This window comes from Arthrobacter sp. 9E16 (genome assembly GCF_002929435.1).
Classification (GTDB): domain Bacteria; phylum Actinomycetota; class Actinomycetes; order Actinomycetales; family Micrococcaceae; genus Arthrobacter_B; species Arthrobacter_B sunyaminii.
The window spans coordinates 652,495-677,863 of record NZ_PJIU01000001.1; the positions used below are offsets into that span (position 1 = coordinate 652,495).

The following is a 25,369-nucleotide window of genomic DNA, read 5'->3' on the forward strand; positions in this document are numbered from 1 at the left end:
AACAATCCAAATGGTTCGTTACCAAGTACGTTTAGTTTGTTAGTGCACGCCGCAGATGGGACACGGACACCCCGGTGCCGCCGCTCCGGCGGATCAGTCGGTGCTGCGGTTCTTCTCCACCAGGGTCAGGACATCGTAGGTGGCCACGACGTCGTCGTTCTGGTTGGTCAGCAGCGCATCCCAGGCAACCTCGCCGTATTCGTCGGTTTCCCGCGGCGTGATCTTCTTGGCGGTGAGGGTGACCCGGATGGAATCACCGGCGGCCACGGGCGTGATGAACCGCAGGTTTTCCAAACCGTAGTTGGCCAGCACCGGCCCAGGCGCAGGCTCCACGAACAACCCGGCCGCCCAGGACAACAGCAGGTAGCCGTGTGCCACAATGCCCGGGAAGAAGGGGTTGGCCTCGGCGGCTGCCTGGTTTGTGTGGGCGTAGAACGTATCCCCGGTGCTGTTGGCGAATGCCGTGATGTCTTCCAGCGTCACTTCGCGGAGGTCGGAGCGGACGGCATCGCCGATCTTCAGTTCGGACAGGTCCTTCCGGAACGGATGGGTGCCGTCGAAGTTCCGGTCCGCACCCGCGTGCCAGACGCCGGTGAGGGCGGTGAGCATGTTCGGGGACCCCTGGACGGCAGTGCGCTGCATATGGTGCAGCACCGAGCGCATGCCACCCAGTTCTTCGCCGCCGCCCGCGCGGCCGGGTCCGCCGTGGACCAGGTGCGGCACGGGTGAGCCGTGGCCGGTGGAGCTCCGGGCATCCTCACGGTTGAGCAGCAGCACCCGGCCGTGATGTCCAGCGATGCCCAGGGTCAGTTCGCGGGCGGTGTCCGGGTCATTGGTGCACACTGTGGCCACCAGTGATCCGCTGCCCCGGGCGGCCAGGCGCACGGCGTCAGCGACGTCGTCGTAACCGATCACGGAGGCCACCGGACCAAACGCTTCCACGGAGTGCAGTGCCTCAGCTTCGGCGTCTGCCCAGGTCAGCAGGATGGGAGCCAGGAACGCTCCGTCCTCGGCGACACCGCGGCTTCCGTCGCCGCGAAGGACCTCCGGCGCGTCCAGCGATCCGTAGGCCAATGCAGCTCCGGCATCGAGCAGGGTCTGGACGGAGGAGCACACTCCCTCGAGCTGTTCGGTGGACGCCAGCGCACCCATGGTGACGCCTTCAGCGCGGGGATCGCCCAGCACCACGCGCTGGTCAATGCGCCTGCCGGCGGCGGCAACGACGTCGTCCACCAGCTCAGCGGGCACAATGGCGCGGCGGATGCTGGTGCATTTCTGGCCGGCCTTGACGGTGATTTCAGTGACCAGGGACTTCACGAAGGCATCGAACTCCGGGGTGCCGGGGACGGCGTCGGGTCCGAGGATGGCGGCGTTGAGCGAATCGGTCTCACAGGTGAAGCGGACCCCGCCCTCGGCGACGTTCGGATGGGCCTTCAGCAGCTTGGCCGTGGAGGCGGAGCCGGTGAAGGACACGTAGTCGCGGTAGTCCAGGTGGTCGAGCAGGTCCCGGGCTGAACCCGAGATCAGCTGAAGGGATCCGGGCGGCAGGATGCCGGAATCGATGATCATCTTCACGGTGTCTGCGGTGAGATAGCCGGTGGGCGTGGCCGGCTTGACGATGCTGGGCAGGCCCGCGATGAAGGCCGGGGCGAGCTTTTCCAGCATGCCCCAGACCGGGAAGTTGAAGGCGTTGATCTGCACGGCGACTCCCGGCAGCGAGGTGTAGATGTGCTCGCCGATGAAGGAGCCGTCCCGGGACAGTGACTCCGCTGCCCCGTCCACCAGCACCGTGGAGTTGGGCAGTTCACGCCGGCCCTTGGATCCGAAGGTGAACAGCACCCCGATGCCGCCGTCGATATCCACCAGGGAGTCGGTGCGGGTGGCGCCGCTGCGGGCGGACACCTCATAGAGTTCATCCCGGTGGGCGTTGAGGTAGGTGGCCAGCTCCTTGAGCTTGAGGGCACGCTGGTGGAAGGTCAGCTGCTGCAGGCCCTTCCGGCCAACCGTGCGGGCGTGCTCGACGGCGGCAGCCAGGTCCAGCCCCGCCGTACTGACCAGGGCCAGTGTTTCCCCTGTGCTGGCATCGCGGACTTCCGCCGGGCCTGCGGCCGTGAGCTCCGAGCGGTCCGGTGTCCACCAGGAATCCCGAACGTAGCTGGGCACTACCCGGACGTCTATGGCTGTGGAGGTCATCGTTGACTGGCCCTTTCGAAAGCATTGATGGGGACCTGAAGTACGGTCCCGTCCGCGCCAAGGTCCAGCGGCAGGCCGGCAGGCCACCGCAGGATAACTGACCGGACGTTCAGTAATAGGATTTAGCCTACAGCAGGATGTGGCGCAGCACACCCTGCCGGGTCGGGGTACCGGAAATCTACCCGTTCTGTGCGCCGGAACCCTGCCCACGGTGTTCTGCGGAGATTGTGCAGGACTACGTTGGAGCGCACATCCGCATCCCCTGAGGAGCATCATGTACGAGTTTCATTCCCCGACTACGGTTTTGCCTCCGCTCTCCGTTTCCTCCGGGTCACCGGGGAAATCCAAACCGGCCGGCCGGTTCCGACGCACCGGTCTGGTTGGCGCCCTGCTGCTGGGGCTGACCGGAGCCCTTGCCGGCGCCGTGACCGCGGCGCCGGCTTCGGCTGCGGAAACAGTGTCCGGCTCCGGCACCGATGCCCGGGCAGACGGCAGCCACCGGGGCGGATATGGAAACGGACACGGGAACGGTCACGGCAAAGGCCACGGCGGCGGCCACCACGGCCGGGACAAAACGGTTGACTATGTAGCGTTTGGGGACTCCTACGCTTCAGGATTCGGCGGCGGGCCGCTGCTGGATGCCTGCCGCCGCACAGCCCAGGGCTACCCGACCCTGCTGGACGCCCTGCCGCGCGTGGAGCTGGACAGCGATCAGTCCTGCGCCGGCGCCACGGCACTGACCACCGATCCGGCCCCGCCCGCAGGCCCCGTGGACCTGCCGGAGCAGATCTCCACCGCCGTCTCCGCCAACCTGCTGAACCGGCAGACCGATCTGGTCACCGTCACCATTAGCGGCAATGACGTGCAGTTCGGCTCAGTGGTGGCTGCCTGCGCCGGACCCGTGCTGCCGGAAACCTGCGCCCCCGCTGTGGCGGCGGCACAGGCGTACGCGGAGACCGCCGTCGTTGCCCAGCTGCAGGCCAGCTTTGCGCAGATCCGCCGGGCGGCACCGCGGGCGGAACTGGTGGTGGCCGGTTATCCGCACCTGTTCGAGGCCGCCGCGCCGGGAATCCTCAGCGTAGAGGCGCAGAACCTGTTCAACGCCGGAACAGACGCGCTCAACGCCGTCGTCGCCGGGCAGGTGGGCGACGGCACCTTCGTGGACGTGACCGAAGCCTTCGCCGGCCACGGCATCGGTTCACCGGACCCCTGGATCCTTGCGGACGGCCCCTTTGCCCTGCATCCCACGGCCACCGGATACAGCGAGGGCTACTTCGCCGCCATTACCGCCGCAGTGGACGTGGAGCGCCCGGCCCAGGGAGGCAAGGGGCACTGCCGCGGACGCCGCTGACTGAGAGGCAGGCTCAAACTACGTCCCGGCCGGTGCGGTCAGCACTTCCGCCAGGTCAAACTTCACCGGCTCCTCCAACTGGCTGTAGGTGCACGAGTCCGGGGAGCGGTCCGGCCGCCAGCGCAGAAACTGGGCGGTGTGCCGGAACCGCTCCCCCTCCATGTGGTCATACTTGACCTCCACCACGCGCTCGGGCCGCAGCGGTACAAAGGACAGGTCCTTGCCGCCGCTCCAGCGGCTGCCCTCGGAGTTGCGGGGCGTGCGCGTTCCGGTGTCCTGTTTGTCGGCGGTCCACGGGTGGTCTGCCGAATCCGACACCAGCGGCTGCAGTTCAGCGAACAGTTCACGCCGGCGGGCCATGCTGAACGCGCCGGCCACCCCCACGTTGGTGAGTTCGCCGGCGTCGTTGTAGAGGCCCAGCAAAAGCGAGCCGACGGCGTCCGGCCCGGATTTGTGCACCCGGTAGCCGGCCAGCACGCAGTCAGCGGTCCGCTCATGCTTGTACTTCGCCATAGTGCGCTTGCCCGGCTGGTAGGGATCCGTCAGGGGTTTGGCCACGATGCCGTCCAGGCCGGCACCCTCGAACTCGCTGAACCAGCGCTGCGCGGTGCCTGGATCGGTGGTGCGACTGGTCAGATAAACGGGTGCGGCGGCGTGGGCAAGCGCGGCTTCCAGTGCGCTCCGGCGCGCCGCGTACGGCCGGTCCATGAAACCGGTGTCGTCCAGCGCCAGCAGGTCAAACGCAACAAAGGCCGCCGGTGTTTTTTCGGCCAGCAGTTTCACCCGGCTGGCCGCCGGATGGATGCGCTGTTGCAGGACCTCAAAGTCCAGCCGCTTCCCTGATTCGCTGATCAGGATAATCTCGCCGTCCACCACGCAGCGCTGCGGAAGGTTGGTCTTGAGCGCGTCCACCAGTTCCGGAAAGTACCGGGTCATCGGCTTTTCGTTGCGGCTGCCGATTTCCAACTCATCACCGTCCCGGAAAATGATGGAGCGGAAACCGTCCCACTTGGGCTCATAGGAGTAGTCCCCCTCGGGCAGCGCAGTCACGGCTTTGGCCAGCATGGGGGCTACGGGCGGCATTACCGGAAGTTTCATGGGCCCCATTCTTACCCGGTTTTCAGTCGAGGGGAATGGAAACGCCCAGCCCCGCGGCAAACGCGGTCAGCAGGTCCCGGCCCTGCTGCCAGTTCCCGATGCCGCTTTCATCATTGATGTGGGTCAGTGCTCCGGCGTCGATCACGGGGACACCCCAGGCCTGGGCCAGCAGCCGTGCTCCGGGGAGGGTGCAGTAGGGATCGTTTTCGCTGGCAACCAGCAGTCCGGGCACCGGAAGCGGCTCCAACCGCGGGTCCCGGAAAGATCCGGCAGTGTCCGGGAAGGCCGGCTCGGCCGGATCCGGCGGCGCCACCAGCAGCACACCCCGGGCGCCTTTCGGGTTGCGCAGCAGCCACTCGGCGGAGGCCAGGCAGCCCAGGCTGTGGGCCACGAGGATGGTGTCACCGCCGCGGGAGCCGGCGGCGTCGTCGAGCGCGTCCATCCAGTTCTCCAGGTTCGGGTCATCCCACGACGACGGCGAAATCCGGGACACGTCCGCGGCACCGTCCTGCCACCGGCTTTGCCAGTGCTCATCATTGGAGCCGCCAATCCCGGGGACCATGGTCAGGTGCATGCTGTTCGCCTCTCATCCTGTGGTGCCGGGGAGCCGGCAGCCGGGAATATCTGCTCGGAAACCGGTGCTGTCAATGAACATGAAGAAGATCGGTTTCCTGTCCTTTGGACATTACCGCGACGTGCAGGGTTCCTTTGTCCGCACCGCCAGGGACGCCCTGCTGCAGACCGTCGAAACGGCGGTGGCAGCCGAGGAAGCGGGCATTGACGGAGCCTTCCTTCGGGTCCACCACTTCGCCCCGCAGTTCGCTGCGCCGTTCCCTCTGCTGTCCGCCATGGCCGCACGGACTCACCGGCTTGAACTGGGCACGGCGGTGATCGATATGCGCTACGAAAATCCGCTGTACATGGCCGAAGAAGCGGCGGCCGCGGATCTGATCAGCGGCGGCAGGCTTCAGCTGGGCCTGAGCCGGGGTTCACCCGAGCCTGCGCTGCGCGGATATGAGGCATTTGGCTACGTTCCCACCGGGGACAGCACCGATGCGGATGAGGCCCGCAAGCACACGCTGGTGTTCCGGGCTGCGATTGCCGGTGCAGGTTTGGCGAACGCGGATCCGATGATGACCGGCAGTTCCGACGCGCTGGCCATCGATCCGCAGTCCCCGGGCCTCGCAGAACGGATCTGGTGGGGTTCCGGAACCCGGGCGACGGCCAAGTGGACCGGCGAACAGGGCATGAACCTGATGAGCTCCACCCTGCTGACGGAGGATACCGGAGTTCCCTTCGATGAGCTCCAGGCCGAGCAGATTGCGGTGTTCCGCAAGGCCTGGGCCGATGCGGGACATGAGGGGACTCCGCGGGTCTCCGTCAGCCGCAGCGTCATTCCGCTGGTGACCGACACCGACCGCCGGTATTTCGGGCTGCGCGCCCAGGCCGAGGGTCGCGACCAGGTGGGGCGGCTCGACGGCGGCCTGGCCCGGTTCGGCAAGAGCTACATTGGCGAACCCGACGTCATTGCCGCCCAGCTTGCCGCGGACGCCGCGGTTCAGGCTGCGGACACGCTTCTGGTGACGGTGCCCAACCAGCTGGGCGTGGACTACAACGTGCAGCTGCTGGAAAACATCGTGAAGCATGTCGCGCCGGCGGCCGGCTGGCGCTGATGCCTCCCGTACGGCGGCGGTTCCCGGCTGTCACCGGCATGCGCTATGGTGGTGTCAGCTTCACGAGAGGTGGCCAACGCCCGGAGGAATCCGGGTCCGTAAAAGCTCCGACTGGCCTCACACCAACCCCATGTTCGGCGGGTGGTTCGGATGACGAAGCGGCCTGACGCCGCCCGGCGCAGGCAAGGACAACCTGTAAAGGAACACGCTGTGAGCACTTCCAGTGACACCCGCTGCGCCAGCTTCCGGCCCGGCCATAACATCCATCAGATCCATGCCAAGAAGCTTGTTGGCTTCGATGACTGGGTGGATGCCCAGGCCTACGTGGACCTGGACCTGGGCATCGTCCAGCTGGTCGTGGACGGCAGGCAGCAGCTGATGTGGTTCCATGACCTGCCGACGCTGGCCCTGGCCCTCGCTGGTTCCGGCGGAGCGGCACAGTGGTGCGCCCGGTACTCCTCGCTCCTGGTCCCCGGCGGTTTCGACGGCCCGGCCCGGCGCTCTTTTTTCTACTTGGCGACGCCGGAAAAGCTCAGGCCGTGTAGCGGGTTCAGTTCAGCATCCGGCGCCGAAGCCGCTTCAGCACAGCAGGGCTGACCCCGGCGTCGCGCAGGTACTGTTCCGCGTCCAGCCCGTCCAGGGCGCGGAGCAGTTCACGCCTTCCGTCGGCCACCCGGGCGTCTTCCTGCTCGGAGGTCAGCGGCTTTTCCCGCGGATGCACCTGCGTGGCGTGGAAGGCATTAATGCCGCGTACGGCCTGCTCATAATCATCGGCAATGGCCTCCGGCGATGCCCCGGCCAGCTGGAGCAGGAGCATAATGATGAGCCCGGTGCGGTCCCTGCCGGCGGAGCAGTGGATCACCACCGCGCCGTCGTCGGCGTCTGCGAGGGCCTGAACGACGGCGGCGATCTTCTCCGGCCAGCGGCGCAGGTTCTCCCGATACCACTTGGGTGAATCCATGTACGGGCCGCAGAGCGCGGTGAAGTCGGGATCGTTCGCTTCCTGCGTGGGCCGGGTCAGGAAGGTGATGCCGGCAGCGGCGTCGGCGCCCACCTCCGGGTCGGTGTCCCGGCGGCCCTGCTCGACGTCGTTGCGGAGGTCGATGACGGTGCGGACGCCTGCTTCGCGGGCCTGCGCCCAGCCCCGCTCAGTGAGCCATTCGGACCGGCCCATCCGGAAGATCCGGCCGGGTGCCACGGAGCCGCCGCCGGCAACCGGGATGCCGCCCAGGTCACGGGCATTCGCCGCGCCTTCCCACTCCACATCCCGGTTGCCCATCACGCCACTCTAGGACCAGTCGAAGAAGCCCTTGCCGGACTTCCGGCCGAGCTCGCCGCGCGCCACCTTGTCCCGAAGGATCTGCGGCGGTTCAAACCGCGGACCAAGGGTTTCGGCAAGATACTCGGCAATGCCCAGGCGCACGTCCAGACCCACAATGTCGGTGGTCCGCAGCGGTCCCGTGGGGTGCTTGTAGCCCAGGACCATGGCGGCATCGATATCCTCTGCCGTGGCCACGCCCTCCTCCACCATGCGCATGGCTTCCAGGGCGATGGCCACTCCCAGCCGGGAGCTGGCAAAGCCCGGGGCATCGTTCACGACGACGGGCGTCTTGCCGAGGTCCTGCGCCCAGGCGGCGGCGGCTTCAGCCAGCTCCTCGGAGGTCTGCTTTCCCAGCACCACCTCGATCAGGGTGGAGGCGGGCACCGGGTTGAAAAAGTGCAGCCCGCAAAACCGCTCCGGGCGCTGCAGCTTTTCCGCCAGGCCGGAGACGGACAGTGAAGACGTGTTGGACGCCAGCCAGGCCTCGGATCCCAGCTGCTCCTCGACCGCAACCAGGGCTGCTGCCTTCAGTCCGAAATCCTCCGGCACTGCTTCCACCACCAACCCGGCACCGGAGAACGCCGCATAGTTCGTGGAAACGGACAAACGCGCGGTCAGGTCCGCCAGGCCCGCGGAAACGGTGCCGCGCTCGACGCTCTTGGCCAGTGCGCCGGAGACGCGGTCATAAGCGGCGGAGGCGGCGTCGTCGTCGCGCTCCACCACCACCACCGTTGCTCCGGCCGTGACGAAGGCGTGGGCGATACCCGCGCCCATCCGCCCGCCGCCGAGCACTCCTACCGTGGAGGGAACTGCCATTACTTTTTCTTCCTCTCAAGGAATGCGGACATGCGGTCAAACTTGGCCTGCGATTCAAACAGAATCCCCTGCGCCAAATTGTCGATGGCGGGGTGGGCGTCCGCCGGGGCGGCAAACACCGTTTTGGTGAGCCGGACGGCCAGCGGGTCCTGGCGGGCAATCCGGTCCGCCAGGGCGTGCGCGGCGGCCAGCAGGTCTTCCGGTTCGGCGAGCTCGGTGACCAAGTGCGCGGCCAGCGCTTCCTCGGCGTTCAGCACCCGTCCGGCCAGCAGGATCTCCTTGGCCAGCGGTTCGCCCACCAGTTCCTTCAGCCGCCAGCTGGCGCCGGCGGCTGCCAGGATCCCCAGCGAGGTTTCCGGATTGCCGATCTTGACGCGGGGTGTTCCAATCCGGAAGTCCGCAGCGAAGGCCAGCTCCGCCCCGCCGCCCAGGGCGTAGCCGTCCAATGCCGCGATGACGGGCATCGGTAGTTTGGCGATCCGGGCAAACACAGTGGAGTTGATGCCTCGCAGGGCGTCGTCGCGGCGGCGTTCGCGCAGCTGGGCAATGTCCGCGCCGGAGGCAAACACCCCGTTGCTTCCAGCAAGGATGAGGGTCCGGGGGTTCTCCTCCAAGTCCGCGCAGAGCAGGTGCAGCTCTTCGACCATGGCGGCGTCGATGGCGTTGCGGACCTCGGGCCGGTTGAGGACCGCGGTGACGCGCCCGTTCCCGTCGGTGACCTGCAGGGTGGTGAAGGAGCTGTAGTCGGCACCCATTTAGACGGCCTCAATCAGCATGGCGGTGCCTTGCCCGACGCCGACGCACATGGTGGCGATGCCGCGGGAGGCACCCTCGCGTTCCATTCGGTTCAGCAGCGTGATGGCAATCCGGGAGCCGGAGGAACCCAGCGGGTGCCCCAGGGCGATGGCGCCGCCGTCGTTGTTGACGATGTCTTCGTTCACGCCGAGCCGGCGGATGCAGGCCAGGGACTGGGTGGCGAAGGCTTCGTTGAGTTCAAAGGCGCCGATGTCGGCAAGTTTCACGCCGCTGCGGGCGAGCACTTTCTGCGTGGCCGGGACGGGGCCGATGCCCATGATTTCCGGCGGCACTCCGGCGGACGCGCCGTCGACAATCCGGGCCCGGGCGGTGAGCCCGTACTCGCGGATGGCACGCTCGGAGGCGACGATGATCGCGGACGCGCCGTCGTTCAGCGTGCTGGAGTTGCCGGCGGTGACAATGCCGCCGGGCCGGACCACGGGACGCAGCTTGGCGAGCACCTCGGCGGTGGTGCACTCGCGCGGGCCCTCGTCGGTATCCACCACGGTGTCGCCCTTGCGGCCGCGGATGGTGACCGGAACAATTTCGTCCTTGAAGTGTCCGGCGGCAATGGCTGCCAGCGCGTTCTCGTGCGATCGGACGGCAAACGCGTCGGCGTCCTCGCGGGAGATGCCGTCCACGGCAGCCAGTTCCTCGGCGGTTTCCGGCATGGAGTACGTCATCTTGCCGTCGCGGGAGAGTTCTCCGGAGGTAAAGCGTTCGTTCACGAAGCGCCAGCCGATGGAGGTATCGAAGGTTTCACCGGGCTTGGCGAAGGCCTTGGTGGGCTTTTCGGTGACCCAGGGCGCGCGGCTCATGGATTCGGTGCCGCCGGCAATGACAATGTCCGCGGCTCCCGCCTTGATCATGTGCGAGGCCATGATGATGGCGGACAGTCCGGAGGCGCAGAGCCGGTTCACGGTGATGCCGGGAACGTCGCCGGGGAACCCGGCCAGCAGGGCGGCGAGGCGGGCAACGTTGCGGTTCTCTTCACCGGCACCGTTGGCGTTGCCGAGGATGACTTCGTCGACGACGGCGGGGTCCAGTCCCTCGCGCGCCACCAGTTCCTGCAGCGTCAGTGCCGCCAGGTCATCGGGCCGGACGCTGGACAGCGCGCCGCCGTACCTGCCCACCGGAGTCCGCACTCCGCCCACGAGAAACGCTTCAGTCATTGTTGCTCCCACCGTCTGTGTGCCGCCGGCCGACGCTGGCCGGACAGCATTTACTGACCATTCGTTCTGTAAAGAATTGCACGACGGCGGAAAGCGGTCAATGTGACCGGCCTCGGGTGACGGACGGCTCTGCGGACAGAAAATGTCCGCAGGAACGCCCGCAGCCGGCGGTTCACGGGGCTAGGCTTCGGGCATGAGCTTCAACATTCAAATATGCGTGGACTGCGAAAACGCCCATGAGCAGGCTGATTGGTGGGCGGAAACGCTGGGCTGGGTCAATGAACCCCTGGACCAGGCCCTGATTGATTCCCTGCTGGATCAGGGGACCATTTCCCCGGACATGCTGGTTGACCATAAAGGGCAGCGGCGGTGGCGCGACGGTGCGGCGATCTGCCGGGAAAGCGAGGTCGGCTCCCCGGAACGCCTGCGCATCCTTTTCCAGCCCGTGCCCGAGCCCAAGACGGCAAAGGACCGCATCCATCTGGACATCCATATCAACGGGGCGGACAAGGACGTGAAGCGGGCGGAACTTGAGGCACGCGGAGCCACCTTCCTGTATTCGGAACAGCAGGGGCCATCCTCCTGGTACACCATGGCCGATCCCGAAGGAAACGAATTCTGCATCGCCTAGGCCAACGGGCTGGAGCGGGAGGGTCCGGCGTGCGGCGCTTCCAGGGTTACTGCAGCAGTTCCGCCGGCACAGCGTAGGTCAGCACAACGGCCAGCAGGTTCTTGGCGGCGTGCACGGCGTAGGACAGGATGAAGTTGTTTCCCGCCCAGACGTAGATGCCCACCAGCACCGCCCCCATGGCCAGGTACGGCATCAGGACCGGCAGCGTCAGCGCTTCCTTGCCGGCCAGGTGGATGCCCGCGAAGAGCAGCACGGAGATTGTGCAGCAGGCCCAGATGTTCAGGTGCCTGCTGAGCTTGCCGATGAGCAGGTGGCGGAAGATGTACTCCTCCACAAACGGAGCGATCAGCACCAGCAGCGGAATGATCAGCAGCGGCGGCAGGGAAACCACCAGGCCCTGGACAGCTTCTTGGTTGACCGCTGTTTCGGGTGGTCCGGTGAAGGCCACCGCGACGGCGGTGAGCAGCAGCATGACAAACACGCCGCCCGGAATGATCGCCAGCGTCAGCCAGGGCCGGGTGGCCAGGATCCGGGTTTCCCGCACCGCGTAGCGCCAGGAAGCCCAGGCGGCCAGTGCGCCGGCCGAAAGGTAGAACGCCAGGTTCACCACATAGCCGGCCAGCAGCGGATCGGGAATCAGCGTGGTCAGTCCGGGGATGCCGAGCCCCGGGGCGTAACTGAAGATCAGCAGGAACAGCACGTAAAACCCTGCGGCAATTCCGTCCCGCCGGGTAAAGGCGTAGGACAGGAAGTCCGGCCGGCGAAGCTCAGCCACGTTAGACGGTCAGCTCAGCCATGACGCGGGGCATGGCGTCCAGCAGCTCCCCGGCCAGGAAGCTGAGGGGTCCCTGGGCGGCGGCCAGCCGGTCGCCGGCGGTGGAGTGCAGGTAGGTTCCCCAGCAGGCGGCCTGTTCTGGGCTGGCTTTCCGGGCCAGGAACCCGGCGATGGCGCCGGCCAGAACGTCTCCGCTGCCGGACGTGCCCAGGCCGGAGTTGCCCGCAGGAACTTCCCAGCGCCGGCCATCCGGTGCCGTAATGAAGCCCTGGGCGGCCACTACCGCCTGATATTTGGCAGCAATGTCCAGGGCCGCCTGTTCCACGTCGAGGTCCGTCCCGGGGTCAAGATCCAGCAGCCGGGCGGCTTCCTTCTTGTTCGGTGTCAGCACCAGACGCCCGGCCCAGCGCTCATACACCTCCGGCAGGCCGGGCAGAACACCCAGTGCGTAGGCATCAAGGACCACCGACGCGTCTTCCTTCATCAGCGGGGCAATGCTCCGGAGCAGCTCTGCGGTGGAATCGGCGTCGTCCAGACCGGGGCCAACCACCACCACGTCGGACGTTTCCAGATCGGCCCCTATGGCCTTGCCCGCCCGGGACCCGGAAATAACGCCGTCGTCTTCGGGCAGCGGAGCGCACCCCGATTCAGGCACTGCCACGGCAACGGCCACGGCCACTGAATCGGTCACGGCGAGGGTCAGCCGCCCGGCGCCCACGCGCAGGGCGGCGCGGCCGGTCAGCATGGCAGCGCCCGGTGAACGCCGCGCACCGCCAACCACCAGCACGTTGCCGCGGTCGGATTTGTCAGCGGCCTCACGGTTGACCTGCCAGCCTTTCAGCAGGGCGGGAGTTACGGCAATTACGGGTTCAGCGGGGGTGGACATGGTTGTCATCTCCTGCATGCTCGGTCACCGGGGCGCCGCCGGATTCCAGGTGGTCAACGGCATTGAAACTCTCCAGCACCCAGCGGCCCTTTCCTTCCGGGCGCATCAGGCGGGTTATGGAAGCGTTACGGACGCTTGTACTGGAAGCAATATCGAGAAGTTCGGCCTCACTGAGCTGCTCGCAGATGTAGCGGATCAGCATAATCACGGCATCATGGCAGACGACGGCGACGCGCTTTCCGTCGTTTTCGTCGTCGATGTCGCGGAGGACCGAACGCAGGCGCAGTGCCACGTCGGCCCAGGATTCCCCGCCCGGGGGCCGGTAGGAGAACTTGCCCAGCCAGTTTCGCCGCTGTGCTTCATCCGGGAAACGGGCGTCCACTCCTGCTGAAGTCAGCAGGTCCAGGATGCCCAGTTCCCGGTCGCGCAGCCGTTCGTCCAGGCGTATGTCCTGAAGACCGGTCAGCTCCGCTGTCTGCCGGGCCCGCAGGTACGGCGAACACCAAACAGCCTCGGGACGTTCATGCTCCGGCAGCCCGGCGAGCCAGCGGCCCAGCGCTTCACCCTGCTGAACACCGGCGTCACTCAGCGGAACGTCGGCGTCCCGCAGCCCAATGTCGATGACTTCGGCCCCGGAGCGCTGTGCCGCAGTGGCTGCTACGTTTCCCGCGCTCTCGCCGTGCCGGATCAGGACCAGTTCGATTGCACCCATCCTCCGACTCTACCCCCGCCCCAAAACCGATTCGAGATGAATTCACGGGAAAAACCTGCGGATTCATTATTCATAGCACTTGATTCGGGTACACCAAATGTGATTAGGCTCGGCAATGGAAAATACGCTTTGGAACGATCCAACGGACATTTCCCAGACTTCTGCAGCGAATCGGGCCCGGCGGGCCTTGCTGGCATGCTCAGCGGTAATTGTCCTTGCATCCTGCTCCGCGGGTCCCGCGGACAGCACCGACGCCGGGGGCACCAACAGCCCTGCCCCCGCTGTCCCTTCAACTTCTTCCTCCCCCACGCCCGTTCCCCCATCTGCAGCTACACCTGAGCCCTTACATGAACCTCTGTCACCGGATTCCCGGTCGTACCCGGCGGAAGAACTCGTCCTCTCCGAAAAGGGAACAGGCAGCGGACGCTACGTTCTTGAGGGTGGTCTGAGAGAGGGGGAATCCCTCACCATTGCGGTCACGTGCACCCCTGGCGGAGAACTGGACGTGAAAACCGACCCCGCCATCGCAGGCATCGGCAACTTTCGCTGCGGCAACGGGCCGCTTGACATGAGTGTCAGCAATCCCGCCCTCGTGCGGGATATTCCGGATCTGTCGGTCACTGTGGAGACGTCCAGCGGCGCATCCTTCTGGGTACAGGCCCGGGTCCACGGCGGCGCCTAGCATTTATGAAAATGTTTCCTTTACATGGATAAATAAATTTCCGGCACTTTTCAAAAACCCTTGATTCAACTCACCTCATTGTGTTTAGGGTCGTTGATGGGAACCTATATGAAGGAAAGCGCATCGAGAGCAGCATGTACCTCCGCCACAGGGCAGCGCGGCCGCGGCAACCCCGGCCTTTGGATTGGCCGCGGCGCCCTGGCCGCAATGTTTGTTGCTGTCCTCTCCGGATGTTCCGCGGACGGGACGGCTGAAGCCGAGCCGGCCAACACCACGCCGGCGGCTGCCGCAAGTGTCTCCCCTTCCGGCCCTCTTGAGGATTCGGATGTGGCGGAACCCCTTGCACCACAGATTGAACTGGACGGTGTTTCTCCGTCCGGAGAGAGGGTTCTTTCCGAGCAGGGCGTTGGCACCGGAACCCATAAGTTTGACGGAGTGCTGGAAGCGGGACAGGTCCTGAGCCTCTCCGCGTCCTGTCCCCCCGGAGATTCAGTGTCCGTCAGCGGAGCTACGGGGCGTTATACCGTTCCCTGCAGCAGCCCCGCCTCGTCGTATACTTTCGATGCTCCGGCCGACGAGGCCGTTGAAGGCGTGGAAGTCACCGTGAAAACAGCCCACGGCTCCCCCTACTGGCTCGCGGCATGGGTGCACGACGCAGAATAAGCCTCCCGCGCGCCGTCACGTGTTGGCACGCTGATCCGTCTTGCCGCCGTTGCGGACCGTGAAGGTCAGCAGGAACGCGACGGCGGCAAAGGCCGCCAGCAGCATCAGCCCCACAAAGTAGCTGCGGTTCGCGGGATCGTAGGTGGCGCCCATGACCAGCGGCGGAAAATAGCCGCCCAGTCCCCCGGCGGCGGCGATGATCCCGCCGACCGTGCCCACGTCCTGCGCCGGTGCTGCCCGTCCCACCCAGGCAAACACGCCGCCGGTGCCCAGACCCAGGAACAGGGCCATCAGGATAAATGCCGTGCCGTACACCCGTTCCTCCTCCGGCCGCAGCGCAACGACAATGGCCAGGACCACGGTGCCGGCCAGGGACGTGAGCGTCACCAGTTTCGGACCCACTTTGTCCGCGATCGTTCCGCCGATGGGCCGGGCGATCACGGCAGCCACCGCAAAACCCGCGGTCCGGGTTCCGGCTGCCGTGGCGTCATAGTCGTACACGTTGCCCAGGTAGGTGGGCAAATAGTTGGAGAACGCCACGAAGGCACCAAAGACCACGCCGTAGAGGAAGCACAGTTGCCAGGTCACGCGCAGGCTGAAGGCGTGGGTAATCTTCGGCAGCACCGGTTCGGTGGGTGCAGACCAGGCCGGTGACTCACGCAGAATCAGCCAGCTCAGCACCGCCATGGCAGCCACCACGACGGCGATGGTGATGTGGGTGCCCATGTAGCCGACGGCGGTGACCAGCCGGGGCGTGAAGAACGCCGAGACGGCAGTGCCCACCATGCCGGCCCCGAAGACGCCGGTGGCGAATCCTTTCCGGGTGCGTTCGTACCAGGCCGAGCAGAACGGAATGCCGATGGCGAACACCGTCCCGGCGATGCCCAGGAAAAACGCAATGACCACCAGGAACGGGAAGTTCCCCATCTGTCCCACGATGCCGGTCAGCAGCACCAGCGGCGCGGTGATGCCCAGAATGACGGTGAACATGATTCTGCCGCCGTACCGGTCGGTCAGGGCCCCCACCGGGATGCGGGCCACTGATCCCACCAGGATGGGCATGGCCACCAGGATGGAGGTCTGGCCCGGTCCCAGGTCCATGTCCGCGGCGTACCGGCTGGACAACGGCCCAATGATTGTCCAAGCCCAGAACCCCACCGTAGACGCCACCGTGGCAACAATAAGGTTCTTCAGCTGCCCGGACCTCAGGTCCGCGGATGACGCCGGCGATTGCGCTGAAGCTGGCATGACGGTCTCCTCTCGTGCAGGGCTGGTGCCGGCGCATCAGTTCCGGGGTATGCCTTTGCGGTTGCGGTCCGGAGTGCCTACCGGAGCCCAGCTGCCGCGCGGAGTAGGTGACCCGGGTGCAGGCCTTTTTCCGCGGGAGCGGTAGACGATGTACGGGCGGAAAAGGTATTGCAGCGGCGCGGTGAAGGCGTGGACCAGACGGGTGAACGGCCAGAGCGCAAACAGGGCGAGGCCCCACAGGGTGTGGATCTTGAAGGAAAGGGACGCCGCGGTCATCGCCGAAATATCCGGCTGAAAAATGAAGAGAGAGCGGAACCACGGCGCCACGGTGTCCCGGTAGTTCACGATCCCGGCGTCAAAGACGGAGAAGACTGTGGTGGCCAGCCCGGCCAGGATGGCGGCCAGCAGGAAGATGTACATCACTTTGTCGTTCCGGGTGGTGGCCATAAAGACCGGCCCGGTGGTCCGCCGCCGGTAGATCAGCAGGACGATCCCCACAAGCGTGGCAAACCCGGCAATGGAGCCCACGCTGAGGGCAAAGAAGTGGTACCGGTCCTCATTGATCGCAATGGCATCCATCCAGCTCTTCGGGATGACCAGCCCCACAAAGTGGCCCACGATCACCGCCAGAATGCCAAAGTGGAACAGCGGAGAGGCAATGCGCAGCAGCCGGGATTCGTACAGCTGGGAGGAGCGGGTGGTCCAGCCGAACTGGTCATACCGGTAGCGCCAGATCGAGCCCAGAATGAGTACGGCCAGCACCACGTAGGGCAGCACGCCCCAGAGCATCACGTCACCCAAACCCACCTGCACGTTGACCGGCGGAGGTACGTCCGCACGTATCATGGCGCGTTCCTTTCATGCACCGGCAGCAGCCGGGAACTGTAAGGTTCCAGGCCCACCGTTTCCGTGGGCGGCCCGTAGCCGGCTGTCTGCATGACCGTTTGCCGGTCCTCGGGAGAAACCCCGGGCAGGGTCGAGCAAACCAGCGCCAAAGCTCCGGAGTACGGAAGATTGTCATCGCGCAGTGCCAGCCGCAGCAGTTCCAGCGAGGGCCGGTAGCGCTGCAGCAGTTCGTAGCCGTCCGACGGGGAAACTTTGGCGGCGAATTCCAGCACCAGCGGCAGGTAGTCCGGCAGCTCGGACCCTTCCGGCAGGGCACCGTGCGCCCGGTAAACCTCCTTGAAGGCGGCAAGCGCCTCGCCCCTGCGGCGGGTGTCGCCGTCGGTCCAGTAGGTCAGGTGCAGGCTGTGCCGCTTCGACAGGTCGAATTCCTGGACATAATCCGCCTGCACCTCGGGCAGCGGTTTTACGGTCAGCCAGGAGAGCAGTTCCTCCAGCGGTTCGGCATCCGCGCCGGCTTCCGCGAGCGCCGCACGCATGGACGGCACCAGGTCCACCAGTTCCTGGTCCGGATACTCCAGCAGCAGCCCGCAGACCTGCCGGACGACGGCGCTGCGCCGGGGATTGGCGTCCTTGTAAGGTTCCGGCTCGAAGGTGCCCTTGCCGGGTTTGCCCAGAAGCTTCTCCAGCAGGCTCACCGGCCACCTCCCTGCTGGTCCGGCCCGTCACCCTCGGCTTGGTCGTAACCGGCGCCGATGCCGCTTTCGGACTGGGTACCGCCGGTGGTTCCAGGCACGCCGCGGTTGCCGTCAGCCGGAAACAGGCCCCGGGGTGAGCCCCGCCCGTCCCAGTTCAACAGGTTGACGCGGCCGCCGAGATCTCCGTTGCCGGTGGGATCGTCCCCCCGCTGGCGGGCCTGCAGAGCGGCGAAGTTTTCCACCGCCACCGGCATCGGCCGCCCGGAGGCTTCGCCGAATACACCGGTTTGTCCCATTCCGGGGCCGCCGTCCACATCCAGCGAACAGCCGATCTCCTCCAGGTTGTGGGCATCCTCCAGATGAGCACTGGGAATGACGTAACGCTCCTCATACTTGGCGACGGCCATCAGCCGGTACATGGCCACGATCTGTTCGCCGGTCATTCCGACGTCGGCGGCAATCTGTTCATCGGGGACGTCGCCGAGGGTGATGTTCCGCATGTAGGCGCGCATCGCTGCGAGCTTGCGCAGTACACCGGTGACCAGATCAGTGTCTCCGGCCGTGAACAGTTCGGCCAGATACTCCACGGGGATCCGCAGCGCCTCGATGGCGCCGAACAGATTGTCCGCACTTTCGCCGTCGTGCCCCTGTTCGTTCAGCACATCCACGATCGGGGACAGCGGCGGCACGTACCAGACCATGGGCATGGTGCGGTACTCCGGATGCAGCGGCAGCGCCACACGGAAGGTCTTGGCCAGTGCGTACACCGGGGAGCGCCGGGCCGCTTCCAGCCAGTCCTCGGGGATGCCCTCGGCCCGCGCCGCGGCAAGCACCTCCGGGTCGTTGGGATCCATCATCAGATCCAGCTGGGCCTCGTACAGGTCCTTCTCATCCGGGACAGAGGCCGCGGCCGTGACCCGGTCGGCGTCGTACAGGAAAATGCCGATGTAGCGCAGCCTGCCCACGCAGGTCTCGGCGCACACGGTGGGCAGGCCCACCTCGATCCGCGGATAGCAGAAGGTGCACTTCTCAGCCTTTCCGGAGCGGTGGTTGAAGTACATCTTCTTGTAGGGACAGCCGGTCACGCACTGCCGCCAGCCGCGGCAGCGGTCCTGGTCCACCAGCACAATGCCGTCCTCTTCACGCTTGTAAATGGCGCCGGACGGGCAGGACGCCATGCAGGACGGATTCAGGCAGTGCTCACAGATCCGCGGCAGGTAGAACATGAAGGTGGAGTCGAATTCCAGCTTCACCTTCTCCTCCGCCTCGCGGCGCATCTTTTCTAGCACCGGATCGCTGAGCTGCGTGCGCGCCGAGCCGCCCAGGTCGTCATCCCAGTTGGCGGACCACTCGATTTTCATGTCCTCTCCGGTGATCAGCGACTTGGGCTTCGCGACCGGAAAATCGTTGCCCGCCGGGGCGTTGATGAGGTTCTCGTAGTCGTAGGTCCACGGCTCGTAGTAATCGTCCAGCTCCGGCTGGACGGGGCTGGCGAAGATGCCAAAAAGCTTGGCCAGCCGGCCGCCCGCTTTCAGCTTGAGCTTGCCGCGGCTGTTCAGTTCCCAGCCGCCCTTCCATTTCTCCTGGTCCTCGTACCGGCGCGGATACCCCTGGCCGGGGCGGGTCTCCACGTTGTTGAACCAGACGTATTCGGTGCCCGCCCGGTTGGTCCAGGCCTGTTTGCAGGTCACGGAGCAGGTATGGCAGCCAATGCACTTGTCCAGCGCCATCACCATTGCTGTTTGGGCCATGATGCGCATCAGTAAGCCACCTTCTGGGAGCGTTTGCGGACAACGGAAACAATGTCGCGCTGGTTGCCGGTGGGGCCAAGGTAGTTGAACGCCCAGGACAGCTGCGCGTAGCCGCCGATCATGTGGGTGGGCTTGACCAGGATGCGGGTCACCGAGTTGTGGATGCCGCCGCGCCGGCCGGTCGCCTCCGACTTGGGCACGTCGATGATGCGCTCCTGGGCGTGGTGGACGTAGATGACTCCGGCCGGCATCCGGCTGGACACAATGGCCCGGCCCACCAGGACCCCGTTGTTGGAGATGCACTCCACCCAGTCATTGTCATTGACCTCGATCAGCGCGGCGTCCTGCGTACTCATCCAGACTGCGGTGCCGCCCCGGGACAGTGAGAGCATCAGCAGGTTGTCCTGATACTCGGAATGAATGGACCACTTGTTGTGCGGGGTCAGGTAACGCACCGCCACGGACAGGTCGCCGCGGGTGCCCAGCTGCGGCTCTCCGAACAGCCGGTGCATGTCCAGCGGCGGCCGGTAGATCGGCAGGGCTTCACCCATGTCCTGAATCCAGTCGTGGTCCAGGAAGAAGTGCATCCGGCCGGTCAGCGTGTGAAAGGGCTTGAGCCGTTCGATATTGATGGTGAACGGGGCGTAGCGCCGCCCGCCGGTTTCCGAGCCGGACCATTCCGGCGACGTGATGACCGGCGTCGGCCGATCCTGGGTGTCGCGGAAGGTGATCTTCTTGTCCTCCGCGCCCTCCGCCAGGTCAGCCAGCGGGGTGCCGGTCCGCTTCTCGAGGGTCCGGAATCCCTGCACCGCCAGTTCGCCGTTGGTGGTTCCGGAGAGCAGCAGGATGGCCTCGGCCATCCGCGCGTCGGTGTCCACCGCGGGGCGTCCCGCCGCCGCCCCGCTGTCAAAGACACCGTGCTTGCGCGCGAGGTCTTCCAGCGGCTTGGTGACGTCGTACTTCACGTATTTGGTGGTCAGGCCCAGCTTGTCCGCGAGCGGCCCCACGGCAACGAATTTCTCGCCGATGGCGGTGTAGTCCCGCTCCACCACGGCCAGGGAGGGCAGGTTCTTGCCCGGCACCGCGGGAATATCCGTGCCTTTCCAGTCCGGGGCGTGCCCGCCGGGCTGCGCAATTTCCCCCGGCGTGTCATGGGTGAGCGCCGTGGCCACCAGATCCTTCCGCACCCCCAGATGGACCGCTGCCTGGCGCGAAAACTCCTCGGAGAGCAGCCGGAACAGGTCATAGTCTGTCTTGGCTTCCCACGGCGGCGCGATGGCGGGTGTGAAGGCGTGCACGTACGGGTGCATGTCGGTAGAGGAGAGGTCGTATTTCTCGTACCAGGTGGCGGCCGGGAACACGACGTCGGAGAGCAGCGTGGAACTGGTCATCCGGAAGTCCGCGGACACCAGCAAATCGAGCTTTCCCTGCGGCGCCTCGTCGCGCCAGACGACGTCGGCGGGCCGGGACTCGCCGTGATCGGCGCCCATGACGTTGTTCAGGGTGCCCAGCAGGTGTTTCTGGAAATACTCCTCGCCCTTGGCCGAGGAACCCAGCAGGTTGGACCGCCACAGGACCAGGGTCCGGGGCCAGTTCTCCGGGGCATCAATATCCTCCACCGCGAACCGAAGCCTCCCGTCCTTGAGCCGGCGGGCCACCCAGGACGCTTCATCCTTTGCCTCGCCGCGGGCCACGCCCGCCGCTGCCTCATCGGCCACATCGAGCGAGTTCTTGGCGTCGAACTGCGGAAAGAACGGCATCCAGCCCATGCGGGTGGACTTGGCGATCACATCTGCGGTGTGCAGGCCGCGCAGGTGTCCCTGTGCCAGCGGCGACTGCATGGAGTCGGAGGAGTAGCCGTCGGAGCGGAACTGGTCCGTGTGCATGTACCAAAATGCGGTGCCGATCATGAACCGCGGAGGCCGGTTCCAGTCACCGGCCGAGGCCATTGCCGCCCAGCCGGTGATCGGCCGGCACTTCTCCTGGCCGACGTAGTGCGCCCAGCCGCCGCCGTTGCGGCCCTCGCAGCCGGTGAGCATGAGCATTGCCAGGATGGCCCGGTAGGTGACGTCGCCGTGATACCACTGGCAGATGCCCGCGCCGAGGATGATCATGGAGCGGCCGTTGGATTTCTCGGCGTTGGCGGCGAAATCCCGGGCGGTGCGGATCACGGCGTCGGGCTTGACGTTGGTGACCTCCTGCTGCCAGGCCGGAGTGTAGGGGGTTTCGGCGTCGTCGTATCCGGTGGCCCATTCCCCGGGCAGACCGTCCCGGCGCACACCGTACTGGGCGAGCATCAGGTCAAACACGGTGGTGACCGTCCTGCCGGCCACGGTCATGACGGGTACGCCCCGGCGCAGGACAGAGCCGATGCCGCTCGGATCGGTGAAGGCAGGCAGGTCCACCCGGCTGACTTCACCCTGCCAGGCCGGCGCATCGGCAATCGACAGCGCCGGAACCACGCCCTGCAGGTCGAGGTTCCATTTGCCGGCGTCGGCGTCGTTGTAGCGGAAACCCACTGAACCGTTGGGCACCACCGGAGTGCCGGCGTCCCGGTCCAGCAGCACCGTCTTGAAGGCGGCGTCCGCGGCACCGGATTCGGCCGGACCGAGGTCCGCAGCGGTGAGGAACTTGCCCGGCACCACGGAACCGTCGGTGCGGGTGTTGATGCTGACGAGGAAGGGAAGGTCGGTGAACTGGCGGACATAGTCCTCGAAGAACGGTACCCGCCGGTCCACGAAGTTTTCCTTGAGGATGACGTGGCCCATGGCCATGGCGAGCGCGCCGTCGGAACCGGCCTGGGCGGGCAGCCACTCATCGGCGAACTTGGTGTTGTCCGCATAGTCGGGGCTGACCGAGACCACTTTCGTGCCGCGGTAGCGTCCCTCCACCATCCAGTGGGCGTCGGGAGTGCGGGTCACCGGGATGTTGGAACCCCACATCATGAGGTAGGTGGCATCCCACCAGTCCCCGGATTCGGGCACATCCGTCTGGTCGCCGAAAACCTGCGGGCTGGCCACCGGCAGGTCTGCGTACCAGTCGTAAAAACTGTTCATCACCCCGCCGATGAGATTGATGAAGCGGGCACCGGCGGCATGGGACACCATGGACATGGCCGGAATAGGCGAAAAGCCGGTGCAGCGGTCCGGACCGTAGTTCTTGACCGTGGAAACGTGGGCCGCGGCGGTCATCTCCAGGGCCTCGGCCCAGGTGGACCGGGCGAGCCCGCCCTTGCCGCGGGCCTGCTGGTAGGTGCGCCGGCTTTCCGGGTCATTGACGATTCGTTCCCAGGCCAGCACCGGGTCTCCGGTGTCCTTCTTCGCCGCCCGGTACATTTCCAGCAGCACGCCGCGGATGTACGGATAGCGCACCCGGGTGGGCGAATACGTGTACCAGGAGAAGGCGGCGCCGCGCGGACAGCCCCGGGGCTCGTACTCCGGACGGTCCGGACCCACCGTGGGATAGTCCGTTTCCTGCGCTTCCCAGGTGATGATCCCGTCTTTGACGTAGACCTTCCAGGAGCAGGACCCGGTGCAGTTGACTCCGTGGGTGGAGCGCACCACCTTGTCGTGGCTCCATCGGTTCCGGTAGAAGGAATCACCCTTGCGGCCGCCCTCCCGGAACACGGCACGGCCGTCATCGGTCTCATCCCAGCGGGTGAAAAACCTGCCGAGCTTGAGCATTGCTTCTGTTGCCGGGCCATCAATCCCCGGTGCGGAGCCAGCCATGAAACCACGCTAGGCCCGGAGCCGGTGGGCGGGACAGCCCATCGGCAAGAAATTCGTGCCTCGGAAGGCAGACCGGTCCGGCGGGAGGACCTTAGGCGGTTCCTCCACGGGGTCGCGCGCAGTGGGTTTGGGATGGAGCGATAAACTCGGAACTGTGAGCACAGATCTTCCTGAACAGGTGTCCGATATTTTCGACCCGCAGCAGTGGCGTCTTGTCTCCGGGTTTGAGGACCTGCAGGACATGACCTACCACCGCCAAGTGGAGCGCTCTGCCGACGGCGGGATCGTGCGTGACCTGCCTACCGTGCGCATCGCGTTCAACCGTCCGGAGGTCCGCAACGCGTTCCGCCCGGGCACCGTGGATGAGCTCTACCGGGCCATGGACCACGCCCGGATGACCCCCGACGTTGCCACGGTGCTGCTTACGGGCAACGGCCCCTCCCCCAAGGACGGCGGCCATTCCTTCTGCTCCGGCGGTGACCAGCGGATCCGCGGCCGCGACGGCTACCGGTACGCCGAGGGCGAGACCCGGGAAACCATCGATCCCGCGCGCGCCGGCCGGCTGCACATCCTGGAAGTCCAGCGCCTGATCCGCACCATGCCCAAGGTGGTCATAGCCGTCGTCAACGGCTGGGCGGCCGGCGGCGGGCACAGCCTGCACGTGGTCTCGGACCTCACCATCGCCTCCCGCCAGCACGGGAAGTTCAAGCAGACGGATGCCACGGTGGGCAGCTTCGACGCCGGCTACGGTTCGGCGCTGCTGGCCCGGCAAATCGGCCAGAAAAAGGCCCGCGAAATCTTCTTCCTGGCCCGGGAGTACTCCGCCGATGACATGGTGGAGATGGGCGCGGTCAACGAGGCAGTCGATCACGAGAACCTGGAGAAGGTGGCCCTGGAATACGCCGCGGACATCGCCCGGCAGTCCCCGCAGGCCATCCGCATGCTGAAGTTCGCATTCAACCTGGCTGATGACGGCCTGGCCGGCCAGCAGGTCTTCGCCGGGGAAGCCACCCGGCTGGCGTACATGACCGATGAAGCGGTGGAAGGCAAGGAAGCCTTCCTAGAGAAACGGGACCCCGACTGGTCCTCCTTCCCCTACTACTTCTAGGCCGCCGCCATGGAACTGCTGACCGTCCACACACCCGCCGGCTTTAATGCCCAGGAGCTCCTGGCTCCGCTGGCAGATGCCCTCGCCGGCGAAGGTCCAGCTGTTGCCCCCTATGCGGACCCGCACCAGACTTTCTCCGGGGAACTCCCCAACGATGACATCGCCCTGGTCATCAGCACCTCGGGGTCCACCGGAACCCCCAAGCAGACCATGCTCAGCACGGATGCCCTGGCCGCTTCCTCCATGGCCACGGCCATGGCGCTGCATGCGGACGGGCAGTGGCTGATGGCTCTGCCCGCGCACTACATCGCCGGCGTGCAGGTCTTGATCCGCTCGCTGTATGCCGGGACCCAGCCGGTGTTCATGGACACGTCCGGATCCTTTAGCGCGGCCCGCTTTACGCAGGCGGCCGAAGAGATGACGGACCGTAACCGGTTCACGTCCCTGGTGCCCACCCAGCTGCACCGGCTGCTGACCAACCCGGAGCCGGAAACGGTGCGCGTGCTGCGCCGCTTCAATGCCATCCTCCTGGGCGGGGCTCCTGCCGGCACCGGGCTCCTCGCCGACGCAGCCGCACTCGGCCTGAACGTCGTCACCACCTACGGCATGAGCGAAACCTGCGGCGGCTGCGTGTACGACGGCGTGCCGCTGCCCGGTGTCGACGTTGAGGTGGAATCCGGCGCCCTCTGGATCGCCGGGGACATCCTGGCGGACGGCTATCTGGGCCGGCCCGAACTCACCGCGGAACGCTTCCGGTTCAATTCCGGCAAACGCTGGTACCGGACCGATGACACAGGCAACGTGGAGAACGGCCGGGTCACGGTGTCCGGGCGGCTGGATGACGTCATCGTCAGCGGCGGCGTCAAGATCTCCGCCGCGTCTGTCGGCGCGGCCATCGAGCAGTTGGCCGAAGTCTCCGATGCCGTGGTCCTGGGCCTGGACAGCCCGGAATGGGGAAGCATAGTCGCTGCCGCCGTCGTCGGCTCCGTTGATCCTGAAAAGGTTCGCGACGTTGTCCGCACAACGCTGGGAAAGGCCGCGGTACCCAAGGTGGTGCTCCTGCTGGAGGCCCTGCCGCTGCTGGCCAACGGCAAAACCGACCGGATGGGGATCCGCCAGCTGCTGGCGGCCGCCGGCCACACGCACCCCTGATGTCTGCACCGGGCCGTCGGCCCGGCGGATTTCGCGGCGCGAAGCTGCGGCAGAATAGATCCCAGAGAACCTT

At 66.2% G+C, this 25,369-nt stretch carries 23 protein-coding genes and 1 riboswitch; of the genes, 8 read left to right on the top strand and 15 right to left on the bottom strand.

Going from position 1 to position 25,369, the window contains the following annotated elements:
* Positions 1-93 precede the first annotated feature (93 nt).
* Positions 94-2,193, bottom strand: coding sequence for a phenylacetic acid degradation bifunctional protein PaaZ (gene paaZ, locus CXR00_RS03060; RefSeq protein WP_104053034.1), 2,100 nt, complete (start codon positions 2,191-2,193; stop codon positions 94-96).
* A 274-nt stretch (positions 2,194-2,467) separates the two neighbouring features.
* Here paaZ and CXR00_RS03065 point away from each other — a divergent pair, with 274 nt between their 5' ends.
* Entirely contained in the window at positions 2,468-3,544 is a 1,077-nt protein-coding gene (locus CXR00_RS03065) for an SGNH/GDSL hydrolase family protein (RefSeq protein ID WP_104053035.1), read from the top strand.
* Between the two features lie 18 nt (positions 3,545-3,562).
* Here the strand turns inward: CXR00_RS03065 and CXR00_RS03070 are convergent, their stop codons facing one another.
* Together CXR00_RS03070 and CXR00_RS03075 are read right to left on the bottom strand one after the other, a co-directional pair.
* Positions 3,563-4,642 (bottom strand): ATP-dependent DNA ligase, encoded by a 1,080-nt coding sequence (locus CXR00_RS03070; RefSeq protein WP_104053036.1) that lies wholly within the window; start codon positions 4,640-4,642, stop codon positions 3,563-3,565.
* A gap of 22 nt (positions 4,643-4,664) precedes the next feature.
* Complete coding sequence (locus CXR00_RS03075; protein ID WP_104053037.1) at positions 4,665-5,216, bottom strand: alpha/beta hydrolase; 552 nt, start codon at positions 5,214-5,216, stop codon at positions 4,665-4,667.
* A gap of 73 nt (positions 5,217-5,289) precedes the next feature.
* Here CXR00_RS03075 and CXR00_RS03080 point away from each other — a divergent pair, with 73 nt between their 5' ends.
* Together CXR00_RS03080 and CXR00_RS03085 are read left to right on the top strand one after the other, a co-directional pair.
* Positions 5,290-6,315, top strand: coding sequence for an LLM class flavin-dependent oxidoreductase (locus tag CXR00_RS03080; RefSeq protein ID WP_104053038.1), 1,026 nt, complete (start codon positions 5,290-5,292; stop codon positions 6,313-6,315).
* 58 nt (positions 6,316-6,373) lie between these two features.
* A riboswitch (SAM riboswitch) is annotated at positions 6,374-6,510 on the top strand.
* Between the two features lie 15 nt (positions 6,511-6,525).
* The gene (locus tag CXR00_RS03085) at positions 6,526-6,912 is read left to right on the top strand and encodes a hypothetical protein (RefSeq protein ID WP_104053039.1); all 387 of its coding nucleotides are present in this window, start codon (positions 6,526-6,528) and stop codon (positions 6,910-6,912) included.
* On the opposite strand, the gene CXR00_RS03090 is transcribed toward CXR00_RS03085, so the two are convergent.
* The 4 genes from CXR00_RS03090 to CXR00_RS03105 are packed head-to-tail and all read right to left on the bottom strand — an operon-like array spanning position 6,866 to position 10,419.
* Complete coding sequence (locus tag CXR00_RS03090; RefSeq protein ID WP_104053040.1) at positions 6,866-7,594, bottom strand: tyrosine-protein phosphatase; 729 nt, start codon at positions 7,592-7,594, stop codon at positions 6,866-6,868. The two genes, CXR00_RS03085 and CXR00_RS03090, sit on opposite strands and share 47 nt — an antisense overlap.
* A gap of 9 nt (positions 7,595-7,603) precedes the next feature.
* Positions 7,604-8,452 (bottom strand): 3-hydroxyacyl-CoA dehydrogenase family protein, encoded by an 849-nt coding sequence (locus tag CXR00_RS03095; RefSeq protein WP_104053041.1) that lies wholly within the window; start codon positions 8,450-8,452, stop codon positions 7,604-7,606.
* Positions 8,452-9,207: an enoyl-CoA hydratase/isomerase family protein gene (locus tag CXR00_RS03100; protein WP_104053042.1), complete on the bottom strand. Its 756-nt coding sequence runs from the start codon at positions 9,205-9,207 to the stop codon at positions 8,452-8,454. The genes CXR00_RS03095 and CXR00_RS03100 overlap by 1 nt, the downstream gene beginning before the upstream one ends.
* Positions 9,208-10,419, bottom strand: coding sequence for an acetyl-CoA C-acyltransferase (locus CXR00_RS03105; protein WP_104053043.1), 1,212 nt, complete (start codon positions 10,417-10,419; stop codon positions 9,208-9,210).
* Between the two features lie 193 nt (positions 10,420-10,612).
* Between CXR00_RS03105 and CXR00_RS03110 the strand changes: the two genes are divergently transcribed.
* Positions 10,613-11,050: a VOC family protein gene (locus CXR00_RS03110; protein ID WP_104053044.1), complete on the top strand. Its 438-nt coding sequence runs from the start codon at positions 10,613-10,615 to the stop codon at positions 11,048-11,050.
* A gap of 46 nt (positions 11,051-11,096) precedes the next feature.
* On the opposite strand, the gene CXR00_RS03115 is transcribed toward CXR00_RS03110, so the two are convergent.
* From CXR00_RS03115 to CXR00_RS03125, 3 genes are read right to left on the bottom strand one after another with little or no spacing between them, the layout of a single operon-like run.
* A complete protein-coding gene (locus tag CXR00_RS03115; RefSeq protein ID WP_104053045.1) occupies positions 11,097-11,825 on the bottom strand; it encodes a CPBP family intramembrane glutamic endopeptidase in 729 nt (242 codons plus the stop codon).
* 1 nt (position 11,826) lies between these two features.
* Positions 11,827-12,711, bottom strand: coding sequence for an NAD(P)H-hydrate dehydratase (locus CXR00_RS03120; protein ID WP_104053046.1), 885 nt, complete (start codon positions 12,709-12,711; stop codon positions 11,827-11,829).
* Positions 12,695-13,423: a histidine phosphatase family protein gene (locus CXR00_RS03125; RefSeq protein WP_104053047.1), complete on the bottom strand. Its 729-nt coding sequence runs from the start codon at positions 13,421-13,423 to the stop codon at positions 12,695-12,697. Before CXR00_RS03125 ends, CXR00_RS03120 begins: the two co-directional genes overlap by 17 nt.
* 505 nt (positions 13,424-13,928) lie before the next feature.
* On the opposite strand from CXR00_RS03125, the gene CXR00_RS18190 reads away from it, so the two are divergent.
* Both CXR00_RS18190 and CXR00_RS03130 read left to right on the top strand, forming a co-directional pair.
* Positions 13,929-14,105 carry a hypothetical protein gene (locus CXR00_RS18190; protein ID WP_181032219.1) on the top strand — a complete coding sequence of 59 codons (177 nt, stop codon included), beginning with the start codon at positions 13,929-13,931 and terminating at the stop codon, positions 14,103-14,105.
* A gap of 108 nt (positions 14,106-14,213) precedes the next feature.
* The gene (locus CXR00_RS03130; protein ID WP_104053048.1) at positions 14,214-14,768 is read left to right on the top strand and encodes a hypothetical protein; all 555 of its coding nucleotides are present in this window, start codon (positions 14,214-14,216) and stop codon (positions 14,766-14,768) included.
* 15 nt (positions 14,769-14,783) lie between these two features.
* Here the strand turns inward: CXR00_RS03130 and CXR00_RS03135 are convergent, their stop codons facing one another.
* From CXR00_RS03135 to CXR00_RS03155, 5 genes are read right to left on the bottom strand one after another with little or no spacing between them, the layout of a single operon-like run.
* Complete coding sequence (locus CXR00_RS03135; RefSeq protein WP_104053049.1) at positions 14,784-16,016, bottom strand: MFS transporter; 1,233 nt, start codon at positions 16,014-16,016, stop codon at positions 14,784-14,786.
* A gap of 36 nt (positions 16,017-16,052) precedes the next feature.
* Positions 16,053-16,862, bottom strand: coding sequence for a respiratory nitrate reductase subunit gamma (narI, locus tag CXR00_RS03140; RefSeq protein ID WP_104053050.1), 810 nt, complete (start codon positions 16,860-16,862; stop codon positions 16,053-16,055).
* A complete protein-coding gene (gene narJ, locus CXR00_RS03145; protein ID WP_104053051.1) occupies positions 16,859-17,557 on the bottom strand; it encodes a nitrate reductase molybdenum cofactor assembly chaperone in 699 nt (232 codons plus the stop codon). The genes narI and narJ overlap by 4 nt, the downstream gene beginning before the upstream one ends.
* The gene (gene narH, locus CXR00_RS03150; RefSeq protein WP_104053052.1) at positions 17,554-19,317 is read right to left on the bottom strand and encodes a nitrate reductase subunit beta; all 1,764 of its coding nucleotides are present in this window, start codon (positions 19,315-19,317) and stop codon (positions 17,554-17,556) included. The genes narJ and narH overlap by 4 nt, the downstream gene beginning before the upstream one ends.
* Positions 19,317-23,036 (bottom strand): nitrate reductase subunit alpha, encoded by a 3,720-nt coding sequence (locus tag CXR00_RS03155; RefSeq protein ID WP_219815976.1) that lies wholly within the window; start codon positions 23,034-23,036, stop codon positions 19,317-19,319. Before CXR00_RS03155 ends, narH begins: the two co-directional genes overlap by 1 nt.
* Positions 23,037-23,190: 154 nt before the next feature.
* On the opposite strand from CXR00_RS03155, the gene CXR00_RS03160 reads away from it, so the two are divergent.
* Both CXR00_RS03160 and CXR00_RS03165 read left to right on the top strand, forming a co-directional pair.
* The gene (locus CXR00_RS03160) at positions 23,191-24,144 is read left to right on the top strand and encodes a 1,4-dihydroxy-2-naphthoyl-CoA synthase (protein ID WP_104053054.1); all 954 of its coding nucleotides are present in this window, start codon (positions 23,191-23,193) and stop codon (positions 24,142-24,144) included.
* Between the two features lie 9 nt (positions 24,145-24,153).
* On the top strand, positions 24,154-25,296 hold the full coding sequence (locus CXR00_RS03165; protein WP_104053055.1) for an AMP-binding protein: 1,143 nt from the start codon (positions 24,154-24,156) through the stop codon (positions 25,294-25,296).
* Positions 25,297-25,369 lie beyond the last annotated feature (73 nt).